Origin of the sequence: Sediminibacterium sp., from assembly GCF_019264485.1 — a bacterium.
In the GTDB taxonomy this organism is placed as follows: Bacteria; Bacteroidota; Bacteroidia; order Chitinophagales; family Chitinophagaceae; genus Sediminibacterium.
Genome location: NZ_JAHVAA010000003.1, coordinates 115,405 through 140,700 on the forward strand (window position 1 = coordinate 115,405; position 25,296 = coordinate 140,700).

Annotated in this window: 21 protein-coding genes; 17 read left to right on the forward strand and 4 right to left on the reverse strand. The window is 39.9% G+C overall.

Annotation, left to right across the window (positions count from 1 at the left end; all coding sequences use genetic code 11):
• The first annotated feature begins 79 nt into the window (after positions 1 to 79).
• The 4 genes from clpB to KXJ59_RS01400 all read left to right on the forward strand — a co-directional run bounded on the left by clpB (position 80) and on the right by KXJ59_RS01400 (position 4,532).
• The gene (clpB, locus tag KXJ59_RS01385; protein WP_295200311.1) at positions 80 to 2,683 is read left to right on the forward strand and encodes an ATP-dependent chaperone ClpB; all 2,604 of its coding nucleotides are present in this window, start codon (positions 80 to 82) and stop codon (positions 2,681 to 2,683) included.
• Positions 2,684 to 2,765: 82 nt separating this feature from the next.
• Entirely contained in the window at positions 2,766 to 3,284 is a 519-nt protein-coding gene (locus tag KXJ59_RS01390; protein WP_295200313.1) for a YdeI/OmpD-associated family protein, read from the forward strand.
• 51 nt (positions 3,285 to 3,335) lie between these two features.
• The gene (locus tag KXJ59_RS01395; RefSeq protein WP_295200314.1) at positions 3,336 to 3,911 is read left to right on the forward strand and encodes a TetR/AcrR family transcriptional regulator; all 576 of its coding nucleotides are present in this window, start codon (positions 3,336 to 3,338) and stop codon (positions 3,909 to 3,911) included.
• A 63-nt stretch (positions 3,912 to 3,974) separates the two neighbouring features.
• Positions 3,975 to 4,532 carry a hypothetical protein gene (locus KXJ59_RS01400; RefSeq protein ID WP_295200316.1) on the forward strand — a complete coding sequence of 186 codons (558 nt, stop codon included), beginning with the start codon at positions 3,975 to 3,977 and terminating at the stop codon, positions 4,530 to 4,532.
• A 42-nt stretch (positions 4,533 to 4,574) separates the two neighbouring features.
• On the opposite strand, the gene KXJ59_RS01405 is transcribed toward KXJ59_RS01400, so the two are convergent.
• Positions 4,575 to 5,342, reverse strand: coding sequence for an NIPSNAP family protein (locus KXJ59_RS01405; protein WP_295200317.1), 768 nt, complete (start codon positions 5,340 to 5,342; stop codon positions 4,575 to 4,577).
• A gap of 11 nt (positions 5,343 to 5,353) precedes the next feature.
• Positions 5,354 to 6,652, reverse strand: a complete 1,299-nt coding sequence (locus KXJ59_RS01410; RefSeq protein WP_295200319.1) for a M20/M25/M40 family metallo-hydrolase — start codon at positions 6,650 to 6,652, stop codon at positions 5,354 to 5,356.
• Positions 6,653 to 7,019: 367 nt separating this feature from the next.
• Here KXJ59_RS01410 and KXJ59_RS01415 point away from each other — a divergent pair, with 367 nt between their 5' ends.
• Both KXJ59_RS01415 and KXJ59_RS01420 read left to right on the forward strand, forming a co-directional pair.
• Positions 7,020 to 7,904 (forward strand): DUF4382 domain-containing protein, encoded by an 885-nt coding sequence (locus KXJ59_RS01415; protein WP_295200321.1) that lies wholly within the window; start codon positions 7,020 to 7,022, stop codon positions 7,902 to 7,904.
• A 147-nt stretch (positions 7,905 to 8,051) separates the two neighbouring features.
• Positions 8,052 to 9,269, forward strand: coding sequence for a TCR/Tet family MFS transporter (locus KXJ59_RS01420; RefSeq protein ID WP_295200323.1), 1,218 nt, complete (start codon positions 8,052 to 8,054; stop codon positions 9,267 to 9,269).
• Position 9,270: 1 nt separating this feature from the next.
• On the opposite strand, the gene KXJ59_RS01425 is transcribed toward KXJ59_RS01420, so the two are convergent.
• Together KXJ59_RS01425 and KXJ59_RS01430 are read right to left on the reverse strand one after the other, a co-directional pair.
• Complete coding sequence (locus KXJ59_RS01425; RefSeq protein WP_295200325.1) at positions 9,271 to 9,786, reverse strand: RidA family protein; 516 nt, start codon at positions 9,784 to 9,786, stop codon at positions 9,271 to 9,273.
• 34 nt (positions 9,787 to 9,820) lie between these two features.
• Complete coding sequence (locus KXJ59_RS01430) at positions 9,821 to 11,644, reverse strand: PDZ domain-containing protein (protein ID WP_295200328.1); 1,824 nt, start codon at positions 11,642 to 11,644, stop codon at positions 9,821 to 9,823.
• A gap of 229 nt (positions 11,645 to 11,873) precedes the next feature.
• Between KXJ59_RS01430 and KXJ59_RS01435 the strand changes: the two genes are divergently transcribed.
• The 11 genes from KXJ59_RS01435 to KXJ59_RS01485 all read left to right on the forward strand — a co-directional run bounded on the left by KXJ59_RS01435 (position 11,874) and on the right by KXJ59_RS01485 (position 24,591).
• Positions 11,874 to 12,077, forward strand: coding sequence for a cold shock domain-containing protein (locus tag KXJ59_RS01435; RefSeq protein ID WP_133474974.1), 204 nt, complete (start codon positions 11,874 to 11,876; stop codon positions 12,075 to 12,077).
• Positions 12,078 to 12,219: 142 nt separating this feature from the next.
• The gene (locus KXJ59_RS01440; protein ID WP_295200331.1) at positions 12,220 to 13,029 is read left to right on the forward strand and encodes a purine-nucleoside phosphorylase; all 810 of its coding nucleotides are present in this window, start codon (positions 12,220 to 12,222) and stop codon (positions 13,027 to 13,029) included.
• Positions 13,030 to 13,097: 68 nt separating this feature from the next.
• Positions 13,098 to 15,131 carry a putative porin gene (locus KXJ59_RS01445; RefSeq protein WP_295200334.1) on the forward strand — a complete coding sequence of 678 codons (2,034 nt, stop codon included), beginning with the start codon at positions 13,098 to 13,100 and terminating at the stop codon, positions 15,129 to 15,131.
• Between the two features lie 56 nt (positions 15,132 to 15,187).
• Positions 15,188 to 15,580 carry a hypothetical protein gene (locus KXJ59_RS01450; protein ID WP_295200337.1) on the forward strand — a complete coding sequence of 131 codons (393 nt, stop codon included), beginning with the start codon at positions 15,188 to 15,190 and terminating at the stop codon, positions 15,578 to 15,580.
• A gap of 107 nt (positions 15,581 to 15,687) precedes the next feature.
• Positions 15,688 to 16,152, forward strand: coding sequence for a hypothetical protein (locus KXJ59_RS01455; protein WP_295200339.1), 465 nt, complete (start codon positions 15,688 to 15,690; stop codon positions 16,150 to 16,152).
• A gap of 71 nt (positions 16,153 to 16,223) precedes the next feature.
• Complete coding sequence (locus tag KXJ59_RS01460) at positions 16,224 to 16,733, forward strand: heavy metal-associated domain-containing protein (protein ID WP_295200341.1); 510 nt, start codon at positions 16,224 to 16,226, stop codon at positions 16,731 to 16,733.
• A gap of 44 nt (positions 16,734 to 16,777) precedes the next feature.
• Complete coding sequence (locus tag KXJ59_RS01465; RefSeq protein WP_295200342.1) at positions 16,778 to 17,590, forward strand: hypothetical protein; 813 nt, start codon at positions 16,778 to 16,780, stop codon at positions 17,588 to 17,590.
• Between the two features lie 18 nt (positions 17,591 to 17,608).
• Complete coding sequence (locus KXJ59_RS01470; RefSeq protein ID WP_295200344.1) at positions 17,609 to 18,022, forward strand: hypothetical protein; 414 nt, start codon at positions 17,609 to 17,611, stop codon at positions 18,020 to 18,022.
• A 111-nt stretch (positions 18,023 to 18,133) separates the two neighbouring features.
• Positions 18,134 to 22,489 (forward strand): CusA/CzcA family heavy metal efflux RND transporter, encoded by a 4,356-nt coding sequence (locus tag KXJ59_RS01475; RefSeq protein ID WP_295200346.1) that lies wholly within the window; start codon positions 18,134 to 18,136, stop codon positions 22,487 to 22,489.
• Positions 22,490 to 22,496: 7 nt separating this feature from the next.
• Positions 22,497 to 23,636, forward strand: a complete 1,140-nt coding sequence (locus KXJ59_RS01480) for an efflux RND transporter periplasmic adaptor subunit (RefSeq protein ID WP_295200347.1) — start codon at positions 22,497 to 22,499, stop codon at positions 23,634 to 23,636.
• Positions 23,637 to 24,186: 550 nt separating this feature from the next.
• Positions 24,187 to 24,591, forward strand: coding sequence for a hypothetical protein (locus tag KXJ59_RS01485; RefSeq protein ID WP_295200349.1), 405 nt, complete (start codon positions 24,187 to 24,189; stop codon positions 24,589 to 24,591).
• Positions 24,592 to 25,296 lie beyond the last annotated feature (705 nt).

Consider the following 25,296-nt stretch of genomic DNA (forward strand, 5'->3'; position numbering starts at 1 on the left):
TTGCATACAAATTATGACTTCAGGTGCAAATCTGCACAGAAGTTTTTATAAGCACTCGTTAAAACAAAGTACAAAGAGTATGAATTTAAATAATTATACCATAAAGGCGCAGGAAACCATTCAATCAGCTCAACAGCTGGCCTTTAATGCTAATAACCCAGCCATTGAAACGGAACACCTTTTAAAAGCCTTGCTTTCAGACAAAGAAAGTCCGATTATTTTTTTACTTAAAAAGAACAATGTAGCCATTCCTTTACTTGAAAGTAAATTGGAAGAAGCATTGGTTAAATTACCCCGTAATCAGGGGGGCGAACCCGCACAGTCTGTGAGTCGCGATCTCAATACAGTTTTCCTTAAAGCCAATGCAAGCCTGAAAAATTTTGGAGATGAATTCATCAGCCCTGAACATTTTATGCTGGCATTACTGCAAATAAATGATGCAACAGCTAAAACATTAAAAGATGCAGGATTAACGGAAAAAGGATTGACAGCAGCCATCAAAGATTTGAGAAAAGGTGATACCATTAAGTCGCAGACACAGGAAACACAATTCAATGTGTTAAACAAGTATGCCCGTAACCTGAATGAAGCGGCCCGTGAGGGAAAGCTGGATCCTGTAATTGGCCGGGATGAAGAAATTCGCAGAACATTACATATCCTTTCAAGAAGAAGTAAAAACAATCCGATTCTTGTAGGTGAACCCGGTGTTGGTAAAACTGCCATAGCAGAAGGACTGGCTATGCGTATCATCAATGGTGATGTTCCGGAGAACCTGAAATCAAAAACCATTTTTACACTTGACATGGGGCAATTGATTGCAGGAGCAAAATACAAGGGTGAATTTGAAGAAAGATTAAAAGGGGTAGTGAAAGAAGTAGCTTCAAGTGAGGGTGAAATCATTTTATTTATCGATGAAATTCACACATTGGTGGGAGCAGGTGGTGGAGAAGGTGCTATGGATGCGGCAAATATTTTGAAGCCTGCATTGGCAAGAGGAGAACTGAGAGCAATTGGTGCTACCACTTTAAATGAGTACCAGAAATATTTTGAAAAGGATAAGGCACTGGAACGTCGTTTCCAGAAAGTGATGATTGAAGAACCTGGTATTGAAGATGCCATTTCTATTTTGAGAGGGTTAAAAGACCGATATGAAACCCACCACCATGTTCGTATTAAAGATGAAGCCATAATAGCTGCTGTAGAGCTCTCGAACCGTTATATCACTGATCGGTTTCTGCCTGATAAAGCCATTGACCTGATTGATGAAAGTGCCGCAAAACTCCGTCTTGAAATGAATTCAATGCCGGAAGAACTGGATACACTTGAACGTCAGATCAGACAACTTGAAATTGAAAGGGAAGCGATCAAGCGTGAAGATGATGAAGAAAAACTGCGGGAACTGAATATCGAAATCAGTAATCTGAGTGTACAACGCGATACACTGAAAGCCAAGTGGAGAAATGAAAAAGAAATAGTAGAAAAAATACAACAGGCCAAAGCTGCCATTGAATCACTGAAACTGGAAGCTGAGCAGGCAGAAAGAAATGGTGATTATGGAAAAGTGGCCGAAATCAGGTATGGTAAAATAAAAGAACAGGAAGCACAGATAACCAGTTTTACGGAACAGCTCAACCAGTTAAGTGAACAAAGCCGCCGGCTGATGAAAGAAGAAGTAGATGCAGAAGATATTGCTGAAAATGTAGCCAAAGCAACTGGTATTCCTGTGAGTAAAATGATGCAGGGCGAAAGAGAAAAATTATTAAACCTCGAAGATGAATTACATCAGAGAGTAGTTGGGCAGGAAGAAGCCATCTCTGCAGTAGCCGATGCAGTACGAAGAAGCAGGGCGGGTTTACAGGATCCGAGAAAACCGATTGGCTCATTTATTTTTCTTGGTACAACCGGTGTGGGTAAAACAGAACTGGCCAAAGCCCTGGCAGAATACCTGTTCGATGATGAACACCTGATGACCAGAATCGACATGAGTGAATACCAGGAAAAACATACCGTTTCAAGATTGGTAGGTGCTCCTCCGGGTTATGTAGGTTATGATGAAGGCGGGCAATTAACAGAGGCTGTTCGTAGAAAACCATACAGTGTGGTGCTACTCGATGAAATTGAAAAAGCTCACCCGGATGTCTGGAATATTCTGTTACAGGTACTCGATGATGGTCACCTTACCGATAACAAAGGAAGGACGGTGAATTTTAAGAATACTATCATCATCATGACAAGTAATATAGGAAGTCACCTGATACAGGATGCATTCGAAAATATAAATGATCAGAATATAACCGCAGCTACCGAAAAAGCAAAAACAGAAGTGATGGAGCTGCTGCGTCATACCATCAGACCTGAGTTCCTGAACAGGGTAGATGAAATTATCATGTTCAGCCCGCTGCTCAGGAAGCAGATTATGGGAATTGTAAAGATTCAGTTGGATGGGTTAAAGAAAATGGTTGCTGACGCTGGAATACAGCTCGAATTCAGCGAATATTTACTTGAATTCCTCAGTGAACAGGGATATGATCCTCAAATGGGGGCAAGACCATTAAAACGCCTGATACAGAAACAAATTGTGAATACACTCAGTAAGAAAATATTGGCCGGTGAGATTGATAAAACCAAAAAAGTGTTGATTGATGCATTTGATGGTGTTGTTGTATTTCGTAATGAGGACTGATACCGGTCAGTATATGTAAAAAGCCCCTTCTTTAGGGGCTTTTTTGTGTTCGGATGCCTGCAAATAAGTATTTTGAGGATGAATGATAAAATTCGAAACCATATTACAGCAGTTTGGTGAAAAGGGAGATAAAACCGGCTGGACCTATATACAGGTACCTCAGGATATAGCTGAGCAATTGCAACCCGGTTCGCGTAAAACTTTTCGCGTAAAAGGAAAGCTGGATGCTTTTGTTATTAAAGGCGTAGCGCTCATGCCGATGGGCGACGGATCTTTTATGCTGCCTGTAAATGCCACAATGCGAAAGGGGATACGCAAAAAGAAAGGTGCATTGGTGGAGGTTTCAATTGCCGTTGATAAAACACCGCCCCAGCTACCCCCGGCTTTGAAGGAATGTCTTGATGATGAACCTCAGGCCATGGATTTTTTTCGGCAACTGACACTCTCACAGCGGAATTATTTTATTAAATGGATTGAAGGGGTAAAAAATGAAATGGCCCAGGCCAAGCGAATTGCACAAACAATTGATGCACTGTTACTTCGACAGAATTTTGTGGATATGATAAGAGCACATAAGGCAAAAAAGGGAAAAGGTTTCTGAGCCTGCATAATAAAAACTTACTATTTAGTAAGTAATCCTTAATTTTAACCCGTGACTGCAAGAAATACCGATACCAAAGAAGAAATTGTACGCATAGGAACTGCCCTGATCAAAAGTCATGGTTATAATGCATTTAGTTACGCAGACATAGCTGAAAAGTTACAGGTTCGGAATGCTGCCATTCATTATCATTTCCGCGGAAAAGAGGATTTGTTATCAGAGATTATTGATCAGTATATCGACTTATATAATTCACTCGATAAGCAACTACGAGCAGTTGGAGCGTCTGCAACGGTTACGCTGGAAAAATTTATTGAACGTTATTCCTGTCTGGTAGATGCAAACAGTATCTGCATCATTGGGTCTATAGCATCTGACTATAATACACTCCCGGTTTCTGTAAAGGAAAAAGTAAAGCAATTGGTGACACTGGTATTGAAATTGGTTGAGCAAACACTCGCTGCCGGTAAGAAGTCAGGCGAATTTGTGTTTCCGGAAACCCCGAAGACACAAACCCTGCTGCTGATGACGAACCTAGCTGCAGGTGTTCAACTGGCACGTATTACAGGAAAAAAAGATTATGATACAATAAAAAAAGCGATCATTCGTCAACTCAAAGGAGGATAAAATTTTTTTACCTATAAAACTTACTTATTAGTAAGTAAAAATCAGACATCTAAAATCAAAACCATGAAAAAAGCATTCACATTCATCATCGCACTGCTGGGTTTGTCAACCCTGCTCGTATCTGCCCAGACAGAAACAAAAGGAACCATTATTACATCAGCCAACGAAACACTCGAAGGTGTTATTAAAGACCAGATGCAGAAAAAAGGAAATATTCTCTTTACCGGGTCTACGGGATCAAAAAAAATGTATTCACCCTCTGATATCAGTGGATTTACCATCAATGGGGTGAAATATGTTTCTTATGCAAATGATTTTTACAAAGAAGTATCAACTGGCAGTAAAGCCACATTATTTATTCGTGTAACTGACAACAGTGGTAAAACAATTTATAATGGTGCAGAACCTGTGGTGCTTGCAACTGCAGAAGGTAAATCGGGTGATTATTATTTGCAGGTAAAATCGGACAGCAAATTCAACCTGGTTAACAAAAAGAATTTTGCAGCAGTTATCAGCAATGTGTGTGCTGATTGTGTAAGTGTTCAGTCTGATATTAAATCAGGTCAGTTAAACTATACACTGATTACTAAAGTGGTGGAGCAGTACAATAGCTGTTTATAAACTGGTATAAAGAAAACAAGCCCCGGAAAACCGGGGCTTGTTTTAAAGATCAGAATAAGTTCTTGGATGCAATAAAATAATATCGAGTTTGCTCACTGTATGCTGGTATTCGGGTAGTGCTGATAATCTTTTCCATTCAGGTGCCTCTACAAAATTTTTCCAGTGTTTATTGCGTTCATCCATATTATCGAAACTGGTCATATACATCAGATTGGGCATCCTGCCACCGGTTAATACTTCCCCATAAAATACAGCATTAAAAGTAAGGCGTTTAAATAGTTTGATCTCACCACCTTTGTTAAACATCTCTACTTTTTTCCGGTATAACTTTTCTGTAGCCCCTTCATAACTCCTGAGTTCATATACCCGGTCTGTAACAGGGCCTGATAAAACCGGTTTTTCCATTTTAGGCATATCGGAAAAAGCCCTGAGAAGAAAGGTTTCGATGCGATTATATGAAGGCTTGTCATGGGTTGTTTGAATATAAGTTGCACCCGCCGACAAATATTGCTGGTCTTTCAAAAGTTCATCATCCAGTCTGTACACATCGTTTAACGAAGAAAGCGGGATGAAGAGATAGAGTTTCTTTTTAACGGCTGTATCATTTCCTGTGGGTGTAAATACACCAATCTGTTTAATGCCTTTTCGGTGCATGGCCGGTAACCAGGCTTTTTCTAAATACTCTTCAGTGGTTTTTTGTTGTGTAGCTTCATCAAAATGATATAATCTGATGAGATAAAATTCCCTGTTATCTTGGGCAAACAGGTTTGCTGATAATAACAGAAATACTGCACAAATAATTTTTTGCATAGGTGTTTGTTTTATTCGCTTTGTGTAAGCCTGTAAATAAGTAAAGCTGCGCGTTGAATCAGTAATGGTAATTGTTTCAGGTTAATGGTTTCGCCAACTGCATGTGCACCTCTGCCAGAAGCACCCAGTCCGTCAATACAATCTATATATTTTGCCACATATGAAATATCTCCTGCACCCCTTGATCCGGGGTCCCCGGCATTGGCAGGTCCTAATCCCATATCTCTTGAAACCCTATCCACCCACAAACGCAGGGAATCATTTCCTTTTGTGGGTTCCATGGCAGGTATGCCATCTGTAAATGAAATTTTTGCACTGCTGCCATTGAGGTTCTGACTGGCAACAATTGCCGTCATTTTTTGTCGGGCTGTTTCTCTTTGTTTTTCGGTGAGGAAACGAAGATCACCTTCCACTACAACTGATGGTGAGATGATATTTGTTTTTCCTGAAACAAGTGCCCGCATTTTTTCATCATCATAATCCATTTCAGATCCACCGGCAATGATGCCGGGATTAAAGGTGAGGTGTTTTTCATTGCCTAATTCTTCCCTGAATCGATTCAGAATACGTGCTGTTTCATAAATAGCCCCATATCCCGAACCTTGTCCGAATATCCCCGCTGAATGACCCGTTTTTGCGGTTACATCTAATTTCCAGCTGCTGAAACCACGGCGTCCGATAGCAATGGTATTCATACCCTGTGCGGTTTCAAAAGCCAGTGCCAGGTCGCATGTTCTGGCTCTTTCAATAAAATCTTTTCTGCTTACGCTGGTTGGTTTACCCGATTCTTCTTCATCACCGGTAAAATAAACAACTACTGATGCGTCTTTTAAAAGATTCATCGAGTGAAGAGCCTGTAGTGCCATCACTACTACTACATCTCCACCTTTCATGTCAGTTACACCCTGTCCGGTGGCGGTTGAATCATTGATTCTGGTGAAAGGTCCTGCTGCCATATCGGGTTCAAAAACCGTATCGAGATGACCTATAATAAATATTTTTTTACCCTTGTTTCCTTTTCTGCTGGCAACGAGGTGTCCTGCCCTTTTTAATGAATCGGGTAATGATACCCATTCTGTGTTAAGACCCGCTTTTTGCAGTTCACGGGCAAATACTTCACCTGTTTTTTTAACACCGGCTATATTAAATGTACCACTGTTGATATTTACGGCTTCTTCCAGCAGCTTTTCAGCCTCTGTAGTATGTTTTTTTACCCAGTCAATGATCTTTTTTTCAGTATCGCTGAGCGATTGGGAAAAAATTTTAGTAAAGAGAAGCAACGCAAGAACAAGTGCCGGTATCTTTTTCATGAATTCGGTTTGATGGCAACCAAGTTAAGCAAGATTTGCCTATCCATCAATAAGATAGATTGATCCAACTACTGCTATTGTTTCTGCAATGCCCCAGATCGGGGAAATGCCAACAAAAATGAGATGATCTGACTGTGCAAACAGTATTACAATAGTATGTCTAACAATAACAACTCTGCGCAGACTTCTTTTCTCATGTTCTCTGCGGTGAGGAATAATCACCGCAGAGAATATGCAGTCACAGAGGTTTCGCAGAGAAAAATATCCTTTAACAAAACCTTAGTACACAACTGGCATTCTTTTTGGCTCTAAATAAAAAACAGGATAAAAGCCAATGAAAAAAATGCTACGCTAAAATCAAGCACACATGAAAACAAAACAAGTATTTCTCGGAGTAATGATGTTTTTCGCCACAGCATTGGCCATAACATCCTGTAAGAAAACCGATTCGGCACAAATTCCGGCGGGTAAACAAAACCTCAGCCTTTATATGACTGATGGTCCTGGTTTTTTTGATAAGGTCTTTGTGGAAATCAAAGCCGTTCAGGTATTGGTTGATACTACCAAAGACACCCGTAAAAACGATACCTGTAACTGGGACAGGCTGGGAGCTTATATTGGCTCTACGCTGGGTAACAGAAAAGATTCTGGTCTTGTATGGACCAATCTAAACATTAATGCAGGTGTATATGATATCCTGAACCTGAGGAATGGGGTAGATACATTACTGGCTTCAACAGAAATTCCGAAAGGAGCTATTCGTTTAATCAGGATTGAAATCGGCACGAATAATTCGGTGGTAAAAGACAGTGTAACATATCCGTTGTACTGGCCTGATAATAAGCCGAATTATATCCTGATCAAGTTGAAGGGTCATGAAACAGAAGAATTCCTGCCCAACAAAATCCGTTTATGGCTTGATTTTGATGTAAGCAGATCGATTGTAATTGTAAACAATAATAAGTTTTACCTGAAGCCTGTATTCCACTTCTTTGTAGAAAAATCTACTGCCAGTGTTTCTGGTAAAGTGAAACCACAGGATGCTAAAGCGGTGCTTACATTGTTTAATGCCACCGATACTGCTTATGCATTGCCGAATAAAAACGGAGAATTCAAAATGCGTGGTCTGAAAAACGGCACTTATTCACTGTATGTTAATGCATCGAATAATTACAAGGATACAACCATCAATAATATCGTGGTTCAGGCGCCTAAAAACACCAATGTGGGCGTAATTGAACTGAAAAAATAGTAGGGTTTTTCAAGAGCAAGGGTTGAGGAGGGGTTTAGGCCCCTCCTTTTGTTTTACTACAGTTCTTTAAGAGCAGTGATTATTTGTATATTATTCCGTTGTTTGCAATAAAACGGCGAATTTGCATCTATAACCACAGAAACTGCTATGATCAAGAACCGGAAAGCCGCTATCGGATTTATATTCATTACCCTTTTAATTGATATTACCGGTCTGGGATTAATTATACCGGTAATGCCCAAACTGATAGAAGAACTATTGCACACTTCTGATATCAGCAAAGCGTCGCAGTATGCAGGATGGCTCACTTTCGCATATGCTATTACCCAATTTGTTTTTGCTCCTGTGTTAGGAAACCTCAGCGATAAATATGGCCGCCGTCCTGTATTGCTATTCTCTTTACTGGGTTTTGGTATCGACTATTTATTTCTTTCATTCGCGCCCACCATCGGCTGGTTATTTCTGGGAAGAATTATTGCAGGCATTACAGGTGCCAGCTTTACTACCGCATCGGCTTATATAGCAGATATAAGCACCAATGAAAACCGCGCTCAGAATTTCGGAATGATTGGTGCAGCTTTTGGATTGGGTTTTATTCTCGGCCCTATGATTGGAGGACTTCTTGGAGAACTTGGCCCCAGGGTTCCTTTTTTTGTGGCAGCAGGACTGGCTCTGCTTAACTGTGCATATGGCTATTTTGTATTACCTGAATCGTTAGACAAGGAACACAGACGAGCATTCGAATGGCGGAGGGCAAACCCTCTTGGTTCATTGCTCCAGCTAAAAAAATATCCTGCTGTATCAGGTTTAATTATTTCAATGATTCTGATTTATATCGCCGGACATTCGGTACAAAGCATCTGGAGTTTTTTTAATATAGAACGATTCAACTGGAGCCCTAAAATGATTGGTATTTCATTAGGTATTGTAGGTCTTTTGGTTGGAGGGGTACAAGGAGGCTTGGTTCGTATTGTAAATCCCAAAATCGGTAATGAAAAAAGTATTTATGTAGGTCTGGGTTTATATGCATTGGGACTTTTATTGTTTGCTTTTGCTACGCAGGGCTGGATGATGTTTGTATTTCTTATTCCCTATTGTCTGGGTGGAATTGCAGGCCCGGCTTTACAGTCTATCATTTCGGGTCATGTACCACCTAATGAACAGGGTGAATTACAGGGTGCGTTAACCAGTTTGATGAGTGCCACATCTGTCATCGGTCCCCTGCTGATGACGAAGCTCTTTGCTTATTTCACCAAAGAAGAAGCTCCTGTTTATTTTCCAGGTGCTGCATTCTTTTTAGGCGCGTTATTAATGATTGCCAGCACCTATTACGCATACAGAGCATTGCATTCGGGAAAAAAATAAATCAGTCTTCTATTTCTACTACCATTTCAATTTCAACAGCCATATTCATTGGGAGTGAAGCCATGCCAACTGCACTGCGGGCATGTTTACCCTTATCGCCAAATACCGCCACCATCAGGTCTGAAAAGCCATTGATAACTTTGGGCTGATCAATAAAACTATCTGTACCATTCACCATACCCAATACTTTTACAATGCGTTTTACTTTTGACAGATCACCTACTGCTGCTTTTAAAGTGGCTAATAAGCTGATCCCTGTTTGTCTGGCTGCTGCATAACCTTCTTCTATCGATAAGTCGCGCCCCAGTTTACCTGTTATATAACTGCCATCTGCTTTGGATGGACCATGACCCGACAGAAAAACAAGGTTGCCGGTTCTCACAAATTTTACATAGTTGGCTACCGGTGATGAAGGCGCTGGTAAAACAATATTCAGCGACTTTAATTTTTCTTCCGGCGTCTGGGCATACATACTGCTAACAGATAGCAACATCGCCAATGCAAATAATACTCTCATGTGCAAATAGTTATTGGTCAATAAATGAATTATCTTATTCTGCTTTTGATTTGAACCAGCTGTTCCTGATTTTTTTCATTGATTCAGTGATCGTCTGGCCGTTATTCCCGATATCATTAATGCTTAAGCTGCTGTTTTCTTTTAATGTCATCGTAGCTGTTTTTTCTTTTCCACGGTGTTTATAGGATACGGTAACTGTTTCACCGGGTTTCTTCTGCAAAAGAAAATTAGTAATATCAGCAGTTGTTTTAACAGTAGTTTGATCGAACTGTAATATTTCATCGCCGGCATCTAAACCAGCTTCATATGCAGCAGAGCCCCTGTTGGTAGCACTTACTACCAGCAGCTTACCCTGTTCATTTGCACGGGCGTTTAATCCAATATTTACTTTTCCCTCATTGGTTTTCTTTAGTTCATAGCCTGCTTTTGCAAAAAGTGATGTATAGTCAATGGCTTCATGCCCGGTGATATATTTTTTGAAAAACTGTTCAGCAAATCCAGCATTGGTAATACCTGCCAGCGTTTTTTGCATGGATGAAATAGTATAAGGTATTTCAGTTTTTCCATGTGTTAACCACATGGCTTTCATAAAATCATCCAGTGATTGACTGGTTTTTGTCTGAAGTTCAAGATCAAGTGCAAGAGCGATTGCAGCACCATATGTATAATAAGAAGTAAACATATTGCTGTAATTGTTTTTATCGATGGAAACAGATGCGTCCACAAAAACAGCATGGTTGCTGGCATCTACCGGGGAATAATATACGGCGCCGGGACTATTCGATTTCGTATTGGCCAGACTGCCTGCCGTACTCATAAATGCCTGCGGGGTAATAAGTCCTGCACGGGCCAATAACAAATTACCATAGTACTGGGTAAATCCCTCTGCAAACCAGAGTTCATGACTCATATTGCTTTTCTCAAAATTGAAGGGTTCCAGTGTTTTGGGTCTGATTCTTTCCACATTCCAGTTGTGAAAAAATTCATGAGAAGTAACACCTGATAAGAAGTTGGGATTAAAAGTTGAACTGGGAGAGGAGATCATGGTAGAGTTCCGATGTTCCATACCATCACCCTGAACATAAGGGTTGGCACTCATGATAAAAGTATAAGTGCCCGTTTCGTAATTGGGAAATTCTCCAAACACTGCTTTTGCTTCTGCAACGATCTTTTTGGTTTTTTCCATTAACTCATCAGCCTGTTGTGCAGTTGCATCGGCTTCGAGAGCAATTCTGATGGTATATTTTTTTCCATCCGGGTTATTTACCTGCCATTCACGAATAATCAGGTCGCCGATTTTTGTAGGGCTGTCCATAAAATATTGTAAACCTGGTGCAGTGAAAGTGTTGGATTGGCTGGTAGGAAATAACTGTGTTGCAATAATGCCTTTATTCTCTTTAGGCAGATCGAAACTAATTTCTATGGGTGCTTTATCGTATCCTTTGATCCACATAAATACAGCAGGCATATTGAAATGAATACTTTCCGGATCAATTCCTGCATATGTTCCATCTGCATGATTGGCAAAAAGGGTGTAAGTAACAGTTACGGTTCCGGAATGAGCAGGTACCTCATATATATCTCCGTCAACACGATTGATTGCAATTGATTTACCGTTTTTATCTGTGGCTTTTACATCGTATACATTTTTGCCAAACTCATGTGTGGCATACCTGCCCGGAGAAGAGCGGCTCATTCTGAATACAGCGGGTTTATTCTGGATGCCAGTGGCTGTAATACTAATGATTGCTTCATGGTGAACAGCATTAGGGAATGATACTTTGTAAGAAATTTTTTGTGCATATGTAAATGCGCAAATGAATAAAAAGCCAAGCAGGTAACCGGATCTTTGTAACATGATGATTTTATTGTGTGTATGCTAAGATAAATGACTGACCCGATTTAACAGATCATTCTGAAAAGAGAAGGATGAGCGGTTGGAAGGCCTTATGCCCTGATTTTTAAGAGTTTATTCTTCGGAAACCCATCTGGTATAATGAAAGATAATCGGTTATTGTCTGAATAAGTTGGTCAGGGACTTATTTCCATGTATCTTTGCAGCCTTATTTATAATTACAATTTTACAAATGAACACACAAATTCAGGGAACTGTAAAGTTCTTCAATGAGGAAAAAGGTTTTGGTTTTATTAAGCATGAAAACTCTAGCCAGGAAACTTTCGTACACGCTAACGGTCTGATTGATCAGATCGAAGCAAACGATAAAGTAGTTTTCGACGTGCAGGAAGGTCGTAAAGGCCCTAACGCCGTTAACGTTAAGCGTATCAACTAATCAGTCATACCTCTTAACTTTTCCGAACCATCCCGATTATATCGGGATGGTTTTTTTATGCCCTGTTCTTACCCATATTTATCAATCAGGCTGTTGTATAGGTTATATTTGCAGCCTAAACCTGAAATTGATGTCGACAGTAATGAAGCAATTGCAAGAAACTACAGACTTTATAAAAGCGAAAGTAACCGGAGAAGCCAGTATTGGAATTATTCTGGGTAGTGGTTTGGGAAACCTGGCCAATGAAATTGTAACTGAATTTGAGATTGCCTATAATGATATACCTCATTTTCCGGTAAGTACGGTGGAAGGACATAAGGGCAAACTGATTTATGGCCAGTTAGGTGGTAAAAAGGTATGGGTGATGGGAGGTCGGTTTCATTTTTATGAAGGTTACACTGCACAACAGGTAGCTTATCCGGTAAGGGTTATGCGTATGCTGGGGGTGGAGACATTATTATTATCCAATGCTGCAGGTGGAGTAAACCCCGCATTTAAAGTTGGGGACCTGATGATCATCAATGACCATATCAGTTTCTTTATTGTAAATCCTTTATTGGGTAAAAATGAAGAAGCTATCGGAACACGTTTTCCTGATATGAGTGAGCCTTATGATAAAAACCTGATCAATAAAGTAATATCTATTGCAGCCGAACACAAGATTGCGCTACACCAGGGCGTTTATACAGGCGTTACCGGACCTACTTTTGAAACAAGAGCTGAGTATAAACTCATTAAAGTATTGGGTGGTGATGCGGTGGGTATGAGTACCGTACAGGAAACCATCAGTGCCGTTCATAGCGGCATGAAAGTATTTGCCATGAGCGTAATTACCGACCTGGGTATCCGTGAGGAAGAAAATGTAATAACCCATGCAGAAGTTTTACAGGCTGCACATGACGCAGAGCCCAAGCTGACACTCTTATTTACCGAACTCATCAAAACACTTTAAACCGGATTACCCCAGTTTTAACTTCCTGCAAATGGGCATTCATCTTATTTTGCAGTACATTCAATAACATGCGTGTAACAAAGAACCTGATCTTAACGGTTGTGCTGATAGTTATGGGACTCTGTCTGCATGCACAGACCGGTAATTTTCGTACACGTAATACCAGTGGTCAGCAGTCGGGCATTACCACCGATGCTCAGGGACGGCCCATCAGGAGAAATACCGGTAATGATTCTTTGAAAACAAGAAACAGCCTCGCCGATTCGATTACGATTTTCTACCGTTATTACGATTCGACCCGTTTGCGTACCATCGATTCATCCATCAATGATTTTTATATGCGTTTTCCAATGCCTTATCGTTTTCATAGTTTGGGTAATTATGGAACCGCCGCACAGTCGCTTATATTCGATCCATTCATGAAACCAGGTTTCGATGCTGGTTTCCATGCTTATGATGTATACCGCTTTACTACCACAAACACACGTTTATACCAGACTACCAGACCTTATACAGAATTATCTTATTTGCTGGGCAGTAAAGCAGAGCAACTGATTAGTTTTCTGCATACTCAAAACAAAAAAGATAATTTCAATTTTACCATTGAATACCGTTTTAGTAATGCACCGGGACCAATAAAAAACCAGAATGCCAGTCACAATAATTTCAGGTTTACAACACATTATCGTTCGCCCAATCGTAAGTACGGATTTAACCTGATTTATTTATCCAATAAAGCGGCATCTTCTGAAAATGGTGGTCTGGTGGATGTGAAATTGTTAGACAGCCTGAGACTCAATGATCCCTATGAGCTTGAAACAAGGTTGGGGCGGGCAGGAGTTGCCCGTCGGAACCCTTTTAATACAACTGTTACAACAGGCAATGTGTACAAAGAAACTGTTCTGTTGTTCAGGCATTTCTATGATTTTGGGAAAAAAGATTCTATCATCACCGATTCAACCGCGTACAAAATATTCTATCCACGCTTCAGGTTAGAGCATACATTGCGTTTTACGGGTAATAATTTTAGGTTTTATGATGAGTCGGTTGATTCACTTCAATACAAACAATATTTCAACCGAACCGTGCGCGATGCAGTAAATATCGGCTACCAGGACCGATGGAATGATATCACCAACCAGTTCAGTATACTCACTTTCCCCGATAAAAACAACCAGAGTCAGTTTATTAAAGCAGGTATCGCATTACAAAATCTTGGAGGAAGATTTGATAGTGTGATCAGAAAAAATTTCTATAATATTTATGCCTTGGGTGAATACAGAAACCGCACCCGTAACCAGATATGGGATATTGAAGCAAGGGGTGAATTGTATTTGAATGGATTGAATGCCGGCGACTATGAAGCGTTTATAGGGATGAAGCGATTACTCGGTAAAAAAGCAGGTTACCTGAATATTGGTTTTCATAATGTAAACAGATCGCCTTCATTCATCTTTGATCCTTTGAGCCGCTTTCCCATTAATAACAGGACAAACTTTAACAAGGAAAACAGCATACGTCTGTTTGCCAGTTATGAGAATCCACGAAACGGACTGATACTTTCAGGCTCCTATTACGCCATCAGTAACTACATGTATTTCGATAGTTTCTTCCATGCCAGACAGGAAGCAACACTGTTTAATGTGATACATATCAGGGCAGAAAAAAAAATCAGGTTATCACGTTACTGGAACTGGTACACGGAAGTAGATGTTCAACAAACAACAGGTCAGCCACCGGTAAACCTGCCACTGATACTTACACGTAACCGGATTGCTTTTGAAGGTAATTTCTTTGTCAACCTCTTTTTGTCAACCGGTCTGGAACTCAGGTATCATACTGCTTATAAAGCAGACGGATATTCCCCATTCCTGGGCAAGTATTTCTACCAAAACACTGAAACCCTTCGAAATCGTCCCGATATCAATCTTTTTCTTCATTTCCGAATCAAGAGTTTTAAAGGGTTTATACGCATTGAAAACCTTAACTCACTGAATACCAGTAAGGGTTTTGAGTTTAGTAAACCCAATATGGTATCAGCTCTCTATCCCAATACGAGCTTATGGACAAGGGTAGGTATATGGTGGAATTTTGTAAATTAAAGCCTTAACAGTTTTTTTGCCCGATTATTGATTGTCTTTGTTAATTTTGTACTGTTATGAAGCGGGTACTTACTTCCCTTATTGCAATTATATATTTTGTCATCAGCAGTGGACTGGTGATGAGTATTCATTATTGTATGGGGAAGATCAGCAGTGTTGATCTAAGTCATAACAGTACAGAAACCTGTGTTTGCGGTATGTCATTGAAGGAAACTTCGAGTAAAGGCTGCTGCAAAACAGAGATTAAAATGGTTAAGCTGGAAGATAACCACAAAGCTACCTATGCTTTCTTCGATTTCCAGTCGCCGGTTACCCTGCTTCCAAAACTCATTAGTGTATTCGACCTTACAGACCTCAATGAGTCGGCCAAAGTATATGCTGATATTCATGGCCCGCCTTTACTATCCAGAAAGGATACCTATCTTCTCAATTGTGTTTTCAGAATCTGATACCCAACAGGGTTAATGAATTGTATTGACAACTCATCAATACAATCTATTTATTTCTATGCCTGAAGGCATTAGCAGATTCATTAAATCAATCAAAACATATTGTCATGAAAACACAATCTATCTATTTAAGCGTTTTATTTTCTTTCTTCAGCATAATCGCTTTTGCACAAACAAAACCTGCAGCTTTAAAATCAGAGGAGATCAAAGTATGGGGTAACTGTGGTATGTGTAAATCTACCATTGAAAAAGCAGCTAAAGCTGGCGGAGCCAGTGTTGCTATCTGGAACGAGGATACTAAAATCCTGAAAGTAAAATATGCTTCATCTAAAACCAGTGGTACCAAAATACAACAAAAGGTAGCCGATGCAGGATATGATACCAAAGACCTCACAGCAAAAGATGAAGCCTATAACAATCTTCACGAGTGCTGTAAATACGATCGTAAGGCAACGGTTGCTGTAAAACACGATAAAGATTGTTGCAGCTCAAAAGATTGTACCGCTTCTAAGGACTGCTGTACCGATAAGTGTGCAAAAGATGCAAAAGACTGCTGCACTAAAACCAAATGAGTAAATATATTTTTTGTGTTACTGCTGAATTATTTTCAGCGGTAACACATTTTATCATTCAATAAATAATCATGAAAAATTTTCTTATAGTATTATTCTTAAGCATTGGCCTGATGGCAAATGCGCAGGTTAAAAAAGCCAACCTGAGAGCCAGTGGACTTACCTGTGCTATGTGTTCAAAAGCGGTATTCAAATCTTTATCGGATGTTCCTTTTGTTGAAAAAATACAGGTAGATATACAGCAGTCAACCTATGAAGTATTTTTTAAAGAAGGAACGCCTGTTAATTTCGATGCATTGAGTAAGGCGGTTATTGATGCAGGCTTTTCAGTAGATCAGTTAAAAGTGACTTCTAATTTTAATGGGGTTAAAGTACAAAAAGGTGCGAAAGTGGAATTGGGTAACCAGACATTACAGTTCATCAATGCAGCTGATCAAACACTTACTGGCGAAAAAACTTTTACATTGATTGATAAAAGTTTTGTGTCTGCACAACAGTTTAAAAAATACAAATTAACAGCCGGTAAAGCTTACGAAACAGGTTTTACTGATGGTAAACGTGTTTACCATGCTGTCTTGTAATAAAGGCAAGGTGATGTTTTGTATTTAAGTATTTAAACTGTGTTATGAAAATCAATTTTCTTATTACTGCATTGCTTGTAACATTGTTTGCAAGCGGTCAGGAGTTATACGTTTTTTCTGAACCGGCCAGTAATATGCCGTCAAAATCAATCAGTGTAAAGCAAACAGGCAAATGGCTTCGTAGCGCCATGTCGGGCAGAACTGAGAGTAGACATACATCGGAATTGATGTTTGGTATGAATAAAAACCTGATGGTACATGGTGCTGTTACATTTTCTGATATGTACAGCTCCTCTCAGCGTTTTGAAAGTGTGAGGACTTATGCAAAATATCGCTTCCTTACTATTGATGGTATGTATAGTCATTTTCGGATGGCTGCTTTTGCAGAAGCATCACATAGCAGAAATGTGTCGATGTTTGATGAGTTAAGTCTGGAAGGTGATCAGAGTGGTGTGCAGGCTGGGATAATTGCAACACAACTGCTTCATAAGCTCGCCGTTTCTACCACATTAAGTCTTACAGAATCATTGCAAAAAGGACGTTCACTACCCGGTCCGAAAGCAGTGCCATACCAGGCATTTAATTATTCATTGTCTGCTGGTTACCTCGTATTGCCAAAGAAATATACCAGCTATAACCAGACGAATCTGAATCTATATGTAGAATTATTGGGACAACGGACCTATGACAAACAACGCTATTTTGTTGATCTGGCTCCTGCTGCGCAACTCATTTTCAACAGCCAGGCCAAACTGAATATGGGCTATCGTTTTCAGTTAGGAGGCAATATGCATCGGATGGCTGAGAAAAGCTGGCTGCTGAGTTTTGAATGGGTGTTTCTGAATGCCCTTAAATAGCCTGAAATTTCAGTAATAATGGCTGCCAGAATTCTGTACCTTTATCGGGTGCGAAAACTGGTAGCCATATCATTAGTAGTCGTGTACCTCTTTGGAGCTACTGAAGCCAGTCAGTTGCTTAAACTGCCTGTATTGGTACAACATTATTATGAGCATAAGGCTGGTAATGCATCCGTAACACTGGTTCAGTTTCTGCATATGCATTATATGGGGCATGATGATAATGATGCCGATAACCTCCGCGACATGCAATTGCCTTTCAAAACCATGAATGATTGCTGCATGATTGCATTCAATAATCTTCCTCCTCAGAAAATACAGATCAATGAAGTGTTTGCTTATGATGTACAACAGGAATTTACCCTGTTGAACGATGCAACACCATTTTCTATCTCTCTGGAAGACATTTTCCAGCCTCCACGGTTTGTATAGTTTTTAGTGTATCAGTAAGCTGCTGCACTTTGTAACTACTGTTCACCGATTTCAGACCGGAAGAACAGTGAGTTCGTGTATCTTAATTATCAGAGAAAAATTCATGTACGCATGTTAAATGCAATTATTCATTTTTCCATCAGGAATAAACTGATTGTGGGGCTGATGGTGCTGGCACTTGTCATTGTGGGCATTATAGAAACAACGCGTCTGCCAATTGATGCTGTTCCTGATATCACCAATAACCAGGTATTGGTGATCACCAATGCCCCCAATCTGGGTGCACCTGATGTTGAACGATTTATAACAGTACCCATTGAACAGGCTACGCGAAATGTGCCGGGTATTGTGGAACAAAGAAGTTTTTCCCGTTTTGGACTAAGTCTTGTAACCATTGTTTTTAATGAATCAACAGATGTTTACTGGGCACGTACACAGATCAATGAACGGCTTGCACAGGTGCGGCAGCAGATACCACAGGGTATGGGTAACCCGGAACTGGGGCCCGTTACCACGGGTTTGGGTGAAATATTTCAATACGTAATAAGACCTAAACCCGGATACGAAGGAAAATACAGTATGGCTGAATTGAGAACCATACAGGATTGGGTAGTAAGAAAACAATTACTATCAACAGAAGGTATTGCCGATGTAAGCAGTTTTGGTGGCGAACTGAAACAGTATGAAGTAGCTGTAAAAACCGATAAACTCAGAAGTCTGCAGGTAACCATCGGCGATGTTTACAAGGCATTGCAGGAAAATAACCAGAATACAGGAGGGGCCTACATTGAGAAAGGACCAACAGTATTGTTTATCAGAACAGATGGGTTGGCCAAAAGTATTGAAGACATAGGAAGTATTGTTGTAAAAAAGGTAAACGGTATACCCATTTTAGTTCGCGACCTCGCAGAAGTAAAAATAGGAAGTGCCACACGTTATGGTGCATTGGCTTATAATAACGATGGAGAAGTGGCCGGGGCTGTGGTAATGATGCTGAAAGGGGAGAACAGTAATAAGGTCATACGTAATATCAAAAACAAGATCAGGCAGATTGAAAAAACATTACCCGAGGGTGTTATAATTGATCCTTTTCTCGACAGAACCAAAATGGTGAACAATGCCATTGGAACAGTAGAAACCAATTTGCTGGAAGGGGCATTGATTGTTGTTTTTGTACTGGTATTGTTTTTGGGAAATATCAGGGCAGGGTTTATTGTGGCAACAGTGATACCCTTGTCTATGTTATTTGCCATTATTATGATGAATGCATTTGGTGTAAGTGGAAACCTGATGAGCCTTGGTGCGCTTGACTTTGGTTTGTTGGTAGACGGAGCCGTTATTATTGTGGAGGCAGTCATGCATAAAATGTCGAAGCAGAATGGTATAGCAATTGGTACAAAGCTCACCCGCGAACAGATGAATAGCACAGTGGAAGAGTCGAGTGGTAAAATGATGAATGCTGCGGTATTTGGCCAGATCATCATACTGATTGTATACCTGCCCATTCTTTCACTGGAAGGAATTGAAGGAAAAATGTTCAAGCCGATGGCACAGACCGTATCTTTTGCTATTCTTGGAGCTTTTCTTTTATCGGTAACCTATGTACCCATGATGAGTGCTTTCTTCCTGAGCAGGAAAAGAGGGCACAAAGAAAATATTTCAGACCGGATGATGAAAAAACTGCAATCCTGGTATGCACCACTGCTCAAAAAAGCAATAGCTGCACCTGTATGGATTATTTCTGGATCGGTTATTTTATTTGCCGCTGCACTTATAGTGATGAATACATTGGGTGGAGAGTTTATTCCCAAACTGGAAGAGGGCGATTTTGCTGTAGAAACAAGGGTACTCACAGGATCTTCTATAAGTACCACTTTGCAGGAGAGTCAGAAAGCAGTTAAAATTATATTGAAAGAATTTCCGGAAGTAGAGAAGATTGTAACAAAAGTGGGGTCAAGTGAAATTCCTACAGACCCAATGCCCATTGAGTCTGCCGATATGATCATTGTTTTGAAAGATAAGAAAGAGTGGACTTCAGGTAAAACTTTTGATGAGCTCGCAGAAAAAATGGGAGAAAAGGTGCAGGCCGTTCCCGGGGTAACAACCGGTTTTCAGTTTCCTGTGCAAATGCGTTTTAATGAACTGATGACAGGCGCCAGACAGGATGTGGTTTGCAAAATATTTGGAGATGATCTTGACAGTCTTGCCGCCTACGCAACAAAAGTAGGAACCGTAATCGGTACAGTTGATGGAGCCAGGGATCTTTTTGTAGAAACGGTAACTGGTATTCCACAAATGGTTATTACCTACAATCGTGAATCGATTGCAAGGTATGGGGCAAGTATTGAATCTATTAATCAAACCATTCAGGCTGCTTATGCAGGAAGTATTACCGGACAGGTATTTGAAAACGACAGACGTTTTGATTTGGTGATTCGTTTGGATAAAGAGCAAAGAAATCAGTCTGATGATATAGAAAACCTGTTGGTTGGATTACCTAACGGACAACAGGTACCATTGAATCTGCTGGCCACTGTTGGTATACAGGATGGCCCTTACCAGATACAGCGAGAAGATGCACAACGCAGAATTACCATTGGCTTTAATGTGCGAGGCAGGGATGTGCAGTCTATTGTAGAAGAATTACAGGAAAAAATAGGCAAACAGGTACAATTACCCACGGGCTATTTTATAACTTATGGTGGACAGTTTGAAAACCTGCAGGAAGCCACCAAACGCTTGACCATTGCTGTGCCGGCAGCACTACTGCTCATTTTTGTGATGTTATTCTTTGCGTTTAAAAAATTCAAGTATTGTTTACTTATATTCTCCGCTATTCCATTATCTGCAATCGGAGGTGTATTTGCTTTGTGGTTAAGGGATATGCCTTTTAGTATTTCAGCAGGCATTGGTTTTATCGCTCTGTTTGGCGTGGCTGTATTAAATGGTATTGTATTGATTACAGAAATGAATCGTCTGCGTGAGGAAGGCATGGAAGATTTAAAGTCAATCATTTTGCAGGCAACTGAAACCAGACTACGCCCTGTATTAATGACAGCAGCTGTTGCATCATTTGGTTTTTTACCAATGGCACTCAGTAACGGAGCAGGTGCAGAAGTACAAAGACCATTGGCAACAGTGGTAATAGGCGGTTTATTATCAGCCACATTACTTACGCTGTTTGTTTTACCCATACTATACCTTCTTTTTGAAAAAAGAAAACCAACTGGGTCTATGAAAACATTATTACTACTCATCTGCCTGCTGTCGGGATCGATATTATTTGCACAGCCTGTTCGTCAGATGAAACTTAAAGAAGTAACAGAACTGGCCACCACGCAGGCACAGGTAATTAAAGTAAACCAGTTGCAGGAGAAGTATTTTACGGTTTTAAAAGGAACGGCACGTGAAATTCCCAAAACACAGATATTGACAGAACTGGGTAATTATAACAGTTTCAATTTCGACAGCCGTATATCTGTAACACAAACCCTGCAGTCTGGCAGCTTATACCGGAAACAGGAATCTGTGCTGAACAGCTACCTGGCAACTGCCAATGCACATAGTTTTATTCAGAAAGCACAGCTGAAAAAAATGGTTGCCCAATTATATCTCGAACTTCAGTTCTTCTTTGCCAGAAAAAAAATCTTTGAAAGAACAGATAGCATATACAGCAGTTACCAGAAAATGGCGCAGTTGCGGTATGAAAAAGGAGAATCAAATTTGCTGGAAAAAACAACCATCGACAACCATGTAATGCAAAATAAACAATGGCTGTTGGCCAATCAGTCTGATATAAAAGCTGTTCAGTCAGAACTGGCATTATTGATACAGGAAGAGATACGGATTGAGCCAATAGATGAATTAACGGCACAGCAACAGTTATACGATACTGCTTTATTAAATCAACATCCTGAGCTTAAGCTATATGAAGCACAAACAGCAAGGGCGAAATCGGAGACGGAACTTGAAAAAAGCAGGCTGAAACCTGAATGGCTGGTTGGTTATAATAACCAGTCGCTTATAGGCTGGATGACCTATAAGAACAGATCGGAGCGTTTTTTTGATGCGGGTAACCGTTTCTCTTCTGTAACATTGGGTATGTCGGTTCCTTTTTTTAATAAATCGCGAAAAGCAAAAATTGAAGCTGCAACCATTCAGGAAGATGTTACCAAAGCAGAAGCAGATATGGCAGTCATTCAGTTGCGAACACGGTTGGTACAATACCTGCAGAACAGAGAAAAATTAATTGCAAGTATTGAATATTTTAAGAATAGTGCTATACCCCAATCGAATACCATCATACAAACCGCAGGGCTGCAGTATAAAAATGGACAGATCAATTATATTGAATGGGGTGCATTAGTAACACAGGCATTAGCCATTCAGGTACAATATGCAACAGCGAAAAGAGAACAGCAGCTCAATGAAATAGAACTGGAATACTTATTACAAAACAATCAATAAATACATTATGCGACCATATATAATAATATTCTTTTTATCAGTTGCATTGGCCTGCGGAACAAAGGAACAGGAATCAAACCAGCCAGCTGAAAGCAATACTGATGAAAAAAGTGTAAGCTTAACTGCAGTGCAGCTAAGAAATGGCGGTATTGAAATTGGTACAGCTGCTGAAACCATCATGAGTGCTTCTGTAAAAGTAAACGGGGTGGTTGATGTACCCCCTCAAAGCATGGTATCTGTGAGTTTCCCCCTGGGTGGATATTTGAAAAGCTCACACCTGTTACCGGGTATGGGAGTAAAAAAAGGAGAAGTAATTGCCACACTTGAGGACCAGAGTTATGTACAGTTACAACAGGATTACCTGATGGCAAAAGCCAGAATGGATTTTCTGTCAACTGATCTTGACAGGCAAAAAGAATTAAGCAGTCAGGATGCCACCAGTAAAAAAATATATCAGCAGGCAATAGCCGATTATAAAACGCAACAGGTATTGATTAAATCACTGGAAGAAAAATTACGTATTGTGGGAATTGATCCGGATAAATTAACGGTCAATAATATTTCAAGAACCATCAGCCTGCGGTCGCCGATACATGGCTTTGTAACCAAAGTAAATGTAAACATCGGCAAATACGTAAACCCCGCTGATGTTTTGTTTGAGCTGGTAGACCCGGATGATATTCATGCTGCCCTTACTGTTTTTGAGAAAGATATTATGCTGATCAAAAAAGGGATGAAAGCACAGGTATCATTAGCCGATAAGCCAGGAAAAAAGTATGAAGTAGATGTAATACTGGTAACAAGAAATGTAGATGAAAACAGAGGTGGACTGGTACATTGTCATTTTGAAAATGCCAATCATGAATTATTGCCCGGTATGTTTTTAAATGGCAGTTTTGAACTCGATAACAAAAAAGTATGGTCAGTTCCCGAGTCTGCCGTGGTAAGATATGAGGGTAAGCAGTATGTTTTTCTTGCAAAAGACAGCTCCGGTTTTGAGATGACTGAGGTAGAAACAGGTATTGTACAGAATGGAAGAGTGGAATTGAAGGGTAGTACATCCATCAACTGGAAGGAACAAAAGCTTGCATTAAAAAATGCGTATAGCTTATTGGGAAAATTGAAAAACAAAACAGAAGAGGAGTAGTGTTGCAAAATATCTTGTGTAAACTTAATACCTACTTGGTTTCTGCGGTGAATAAATTGTATAAGTTCACCGCAGAGAACGAAAGATAACGGAGATTACGCTGTGTGTTCCTTCTTCGCAGAGTATTGAACCCAAAAGTAGTTTGTCGCAAATGTCTTTCGGAGAGGACTCTGCTCGTTACACAGTTCGGGTGTATCATTTACTTTTGGGTTTACTAATTCGTTATTGAATATTTGTGCTTAATGAGTAATTATTAACTTGCTTCAGTGTGAACGGCCGCAGCGTCCTCTACGAGAGACATCTGCGGAAAACGTGCAAAAAAAGTAAACTCTGCGGAGAATGAATGGAACTGCAATAGTCGTATTTAGCGCATACAATTCATCAACAATTCAATCAGCTTTTAGACCACCTGTTCTTGGATATTATCCAGCATATCAAAATACAATTGGAAGGGCATTAAATGATATGACACAAGTTGGACCAATGTCTAAGACAGAACAAAAAATTCAATGGACTGAAGTTGTAAAATGGAAGTAATAAAATGACAATAATGAAATCACATATTTTATTTTTTTCTTGGGTACATATTTTGTTCTATGGGTGCTCTGAGAAGGTGCCAACTCAAAAAGACATTTGTGGAAAGTGGTACGGAAGTGATTCGACAGTTTGTTTGGTGTTAAAAACTGATGGATATTTTACAGCTAATAATTTACCGACCTTCGTACTTCCTTCATATGTAAAAAAAGAATATGGAGACAAATTTAGTAGTGAAGGGAAATGGACTTTAAGTGAGCAGGGAAGGTGGCAAATTAAATTAATATCCAATGATATGTCATTTTATATTCCTTTATCACGAGAAGGGCAATTTGAAGAAGGGACAAGATGGTATCTTTTTTTGTGGGTAAATCAAGAAGAAGGGGGGGAGAGATACAGATTTAAAAAAATTTTGCGATAACTTTTTCATTTAACTCATAATTTATTTAAAGAAAACCACTCCATAAAAACTGGGTTGGTTTTTTTTTATGCTCAAAACTCATGTTATAAAATTGAATACAGAAAACACAAATTGTTTTATTTATCCCTGTGATGCCGCTGGGGCAGGTGAAACAGAAGATCTGCTCATTGAATTACGTGAGGTGTAAGAATAGATATACTGGACAGGATGAGGGTAACCATGAAAGTAGGAGTAGTACAAAGGACCCCCCCCCACAATGCTGTTGGAGCAAGCCCATAATACACAAGCGAATTAGCGGATTTAGCTATCAGGCACAATTTAGATTTGTACAATGATACGTTCCGCATAATATAGCGGGAAGAAGTTTGTAAGGCGAGTAGCTGAAAAATTAGAACTGGGGATTATTGTACTTGTAAAGCCATTGCAGAAATCAGTAAAGAGATAAAAGTATAAGCTACACAAAGAAACGAAACAAAAAATCCCAGCACGGGAATTTATTCCCGTGTAATAAAAGTAGATGCGGAAGTACTGAAAACACATGCACGCTCAGTAAACATAAACAGGAATGGTTATCTTTATGTGTACGTAAGTAACCAGACTAATCTGGATGTGTTCTTTGATAATTTACAGCTCGTACATAGTAGGGGGCCATTGTTGGAAGAGACGCATTATTATCCATTTGGGTTGACGATGGCGGGGATTAGT

Excerpts from the sequence above, each read along its gene's own strand:
- KXJ59_RS01480 (WP_295200347.1), top strand. The coding sequence starts at position 22,497 with ATGCGACCATATATAATAATATTCTTTTTATCAGTTGCATTGGCCTGC.
- KXJ59_RS01435 (WP_133474974.1), top strand. The coding sequence starts at position 11,874 with ATGAACACACAAATTCAGGGAACTGTAAAGTTCTTCAATGAGGAAAAA.
- KXJ59_RS01415 (WP_295200321.1), top strand. The coding sequence starts at position 7,020 with ATGAAAACAAAACAAGTATTTCTCGGAGTAATGATGTTTTTCGCCACA.
- KXJ59_RS01445 (WP_295200334.1), top strand. The coding sequence starts at position 13,098 with ATGCGTGTAACAAAGAACCTGATCTTAACGGTTGTGCTGATAGTTATG.
- KXJ59_RS01420 (WP_295200323.1), top strand. The coding sequence starts at position 8,052 with ATGATCAAGAACCGGAAAGCCGCTATCGGATTTATATTCATTACCCTT.
- KXJ59_RS01460 (WP_295200341.1), top strand. The coding sequence starts at position 16,224 with ATGAAAAATTTTCTTATAGTATTATTCTTAAGCATTGGCCTGATGGCA.
- KXJ59_RS01475 (WP_295200346.1), top strand. The coding sequence starts at position 18,134 with ATGTTAAATGCAATTATTCATTTTTCCATCAGGAATAAACTGATTGTG.
- KXJ59_RS01405 (WP_295200317.1), bottom strand. The coding sequence starts at position 5,342 with ATGCAAAAAATTATTTGTGCAGTATTTCTGTTATTATCAGCAAACCTG.
- KXJ59_RS01465 (WP_295200342.1), top strand. The coding sequence starts at position 16,778 with ATGAAAATCAATTTTCTTATTACTGCATTGCTTGTAACATTGTTTGCA.
- KXJ59_RS01470 (WP_295200344.1), top strand. The coding sequence starts at position 17,609 with ATGGCTGCCAGAATTCTGTACCTTTATCGGGTGCGAAAACTGGTAGCC.
- clpB (WP_295200311.1), top strand. The coding sequence starts at position 80 with ATGAATTTAAATAATTATACCATAAAGGCGCAGGAAACCATTCAATCA.
- KXJ59_RS01450 (WP_295200337.1), top strand. The coding sequence starts at position 15,188 with ATGAAGCGGGTACTTACTTCCCTTATTGCAATTATATATTTTGTCATC.
- KXJ59_RS01430 (WP_295200328.1), bottom strand. The coding sequence starts at position 11,644 with ATGTTACAAAGATCCGGTTACCTGCTTGGCTTTTTATTCATTTGCGCA.
- KXJ59_RS01390 (WP_295200313.1), top strand. The coding sequence starts at position 2,766 with ATGATAAAATTCGAAACCATATTACAGCAGTTTGGTGAAAAGGGAGAT.
- KXJ59_RS01485 (WP_295200349.1), top strand. The coding sequence starts at position 24,187 with ATGAAATCACATATTTTATTTTTTTCTTGGGTACATATTTTGTTCTAT.
- KXJ59_RS01440 (WP_295200331.1), top strand. The coding sequence starts at position 12,220 with ATGAAGCAATTGCAAGAAACTACAGACTTTATAAAAGCGAAAGTAACC.
- KXJ59_RS01425 (WP_295200325.1), bottom strand. The coding sequence starts at position 9,786 with ATGAGAGTATTATTTGCATTGGCGATGTTGCTATCTGTTAGCAGTATG.
- KXJ59_RS01410 (WP_295200319.1), bottom strand. The coding sequence starts at position 6,652 with ATGAAAAAGATACCGGCACTTGTTCTTGCGTTGCTTCTCTTTACTAAA.
- KXJ59_RS01455 (WP_295200339.1), top strand. The coding sequence starts at position 15,688 with ATGAAAACACAATCTATCTATTTAAGCGTTTTATTTTCTTTCTTCAGC.
- KXJ59_RS01400 (WP_295200316.1), top strand. The coding sequence starts at position 3,975 with ATGAAAAAAGCATTCACATTCATCATCGCACTGCTGGGTTTGTCAACC.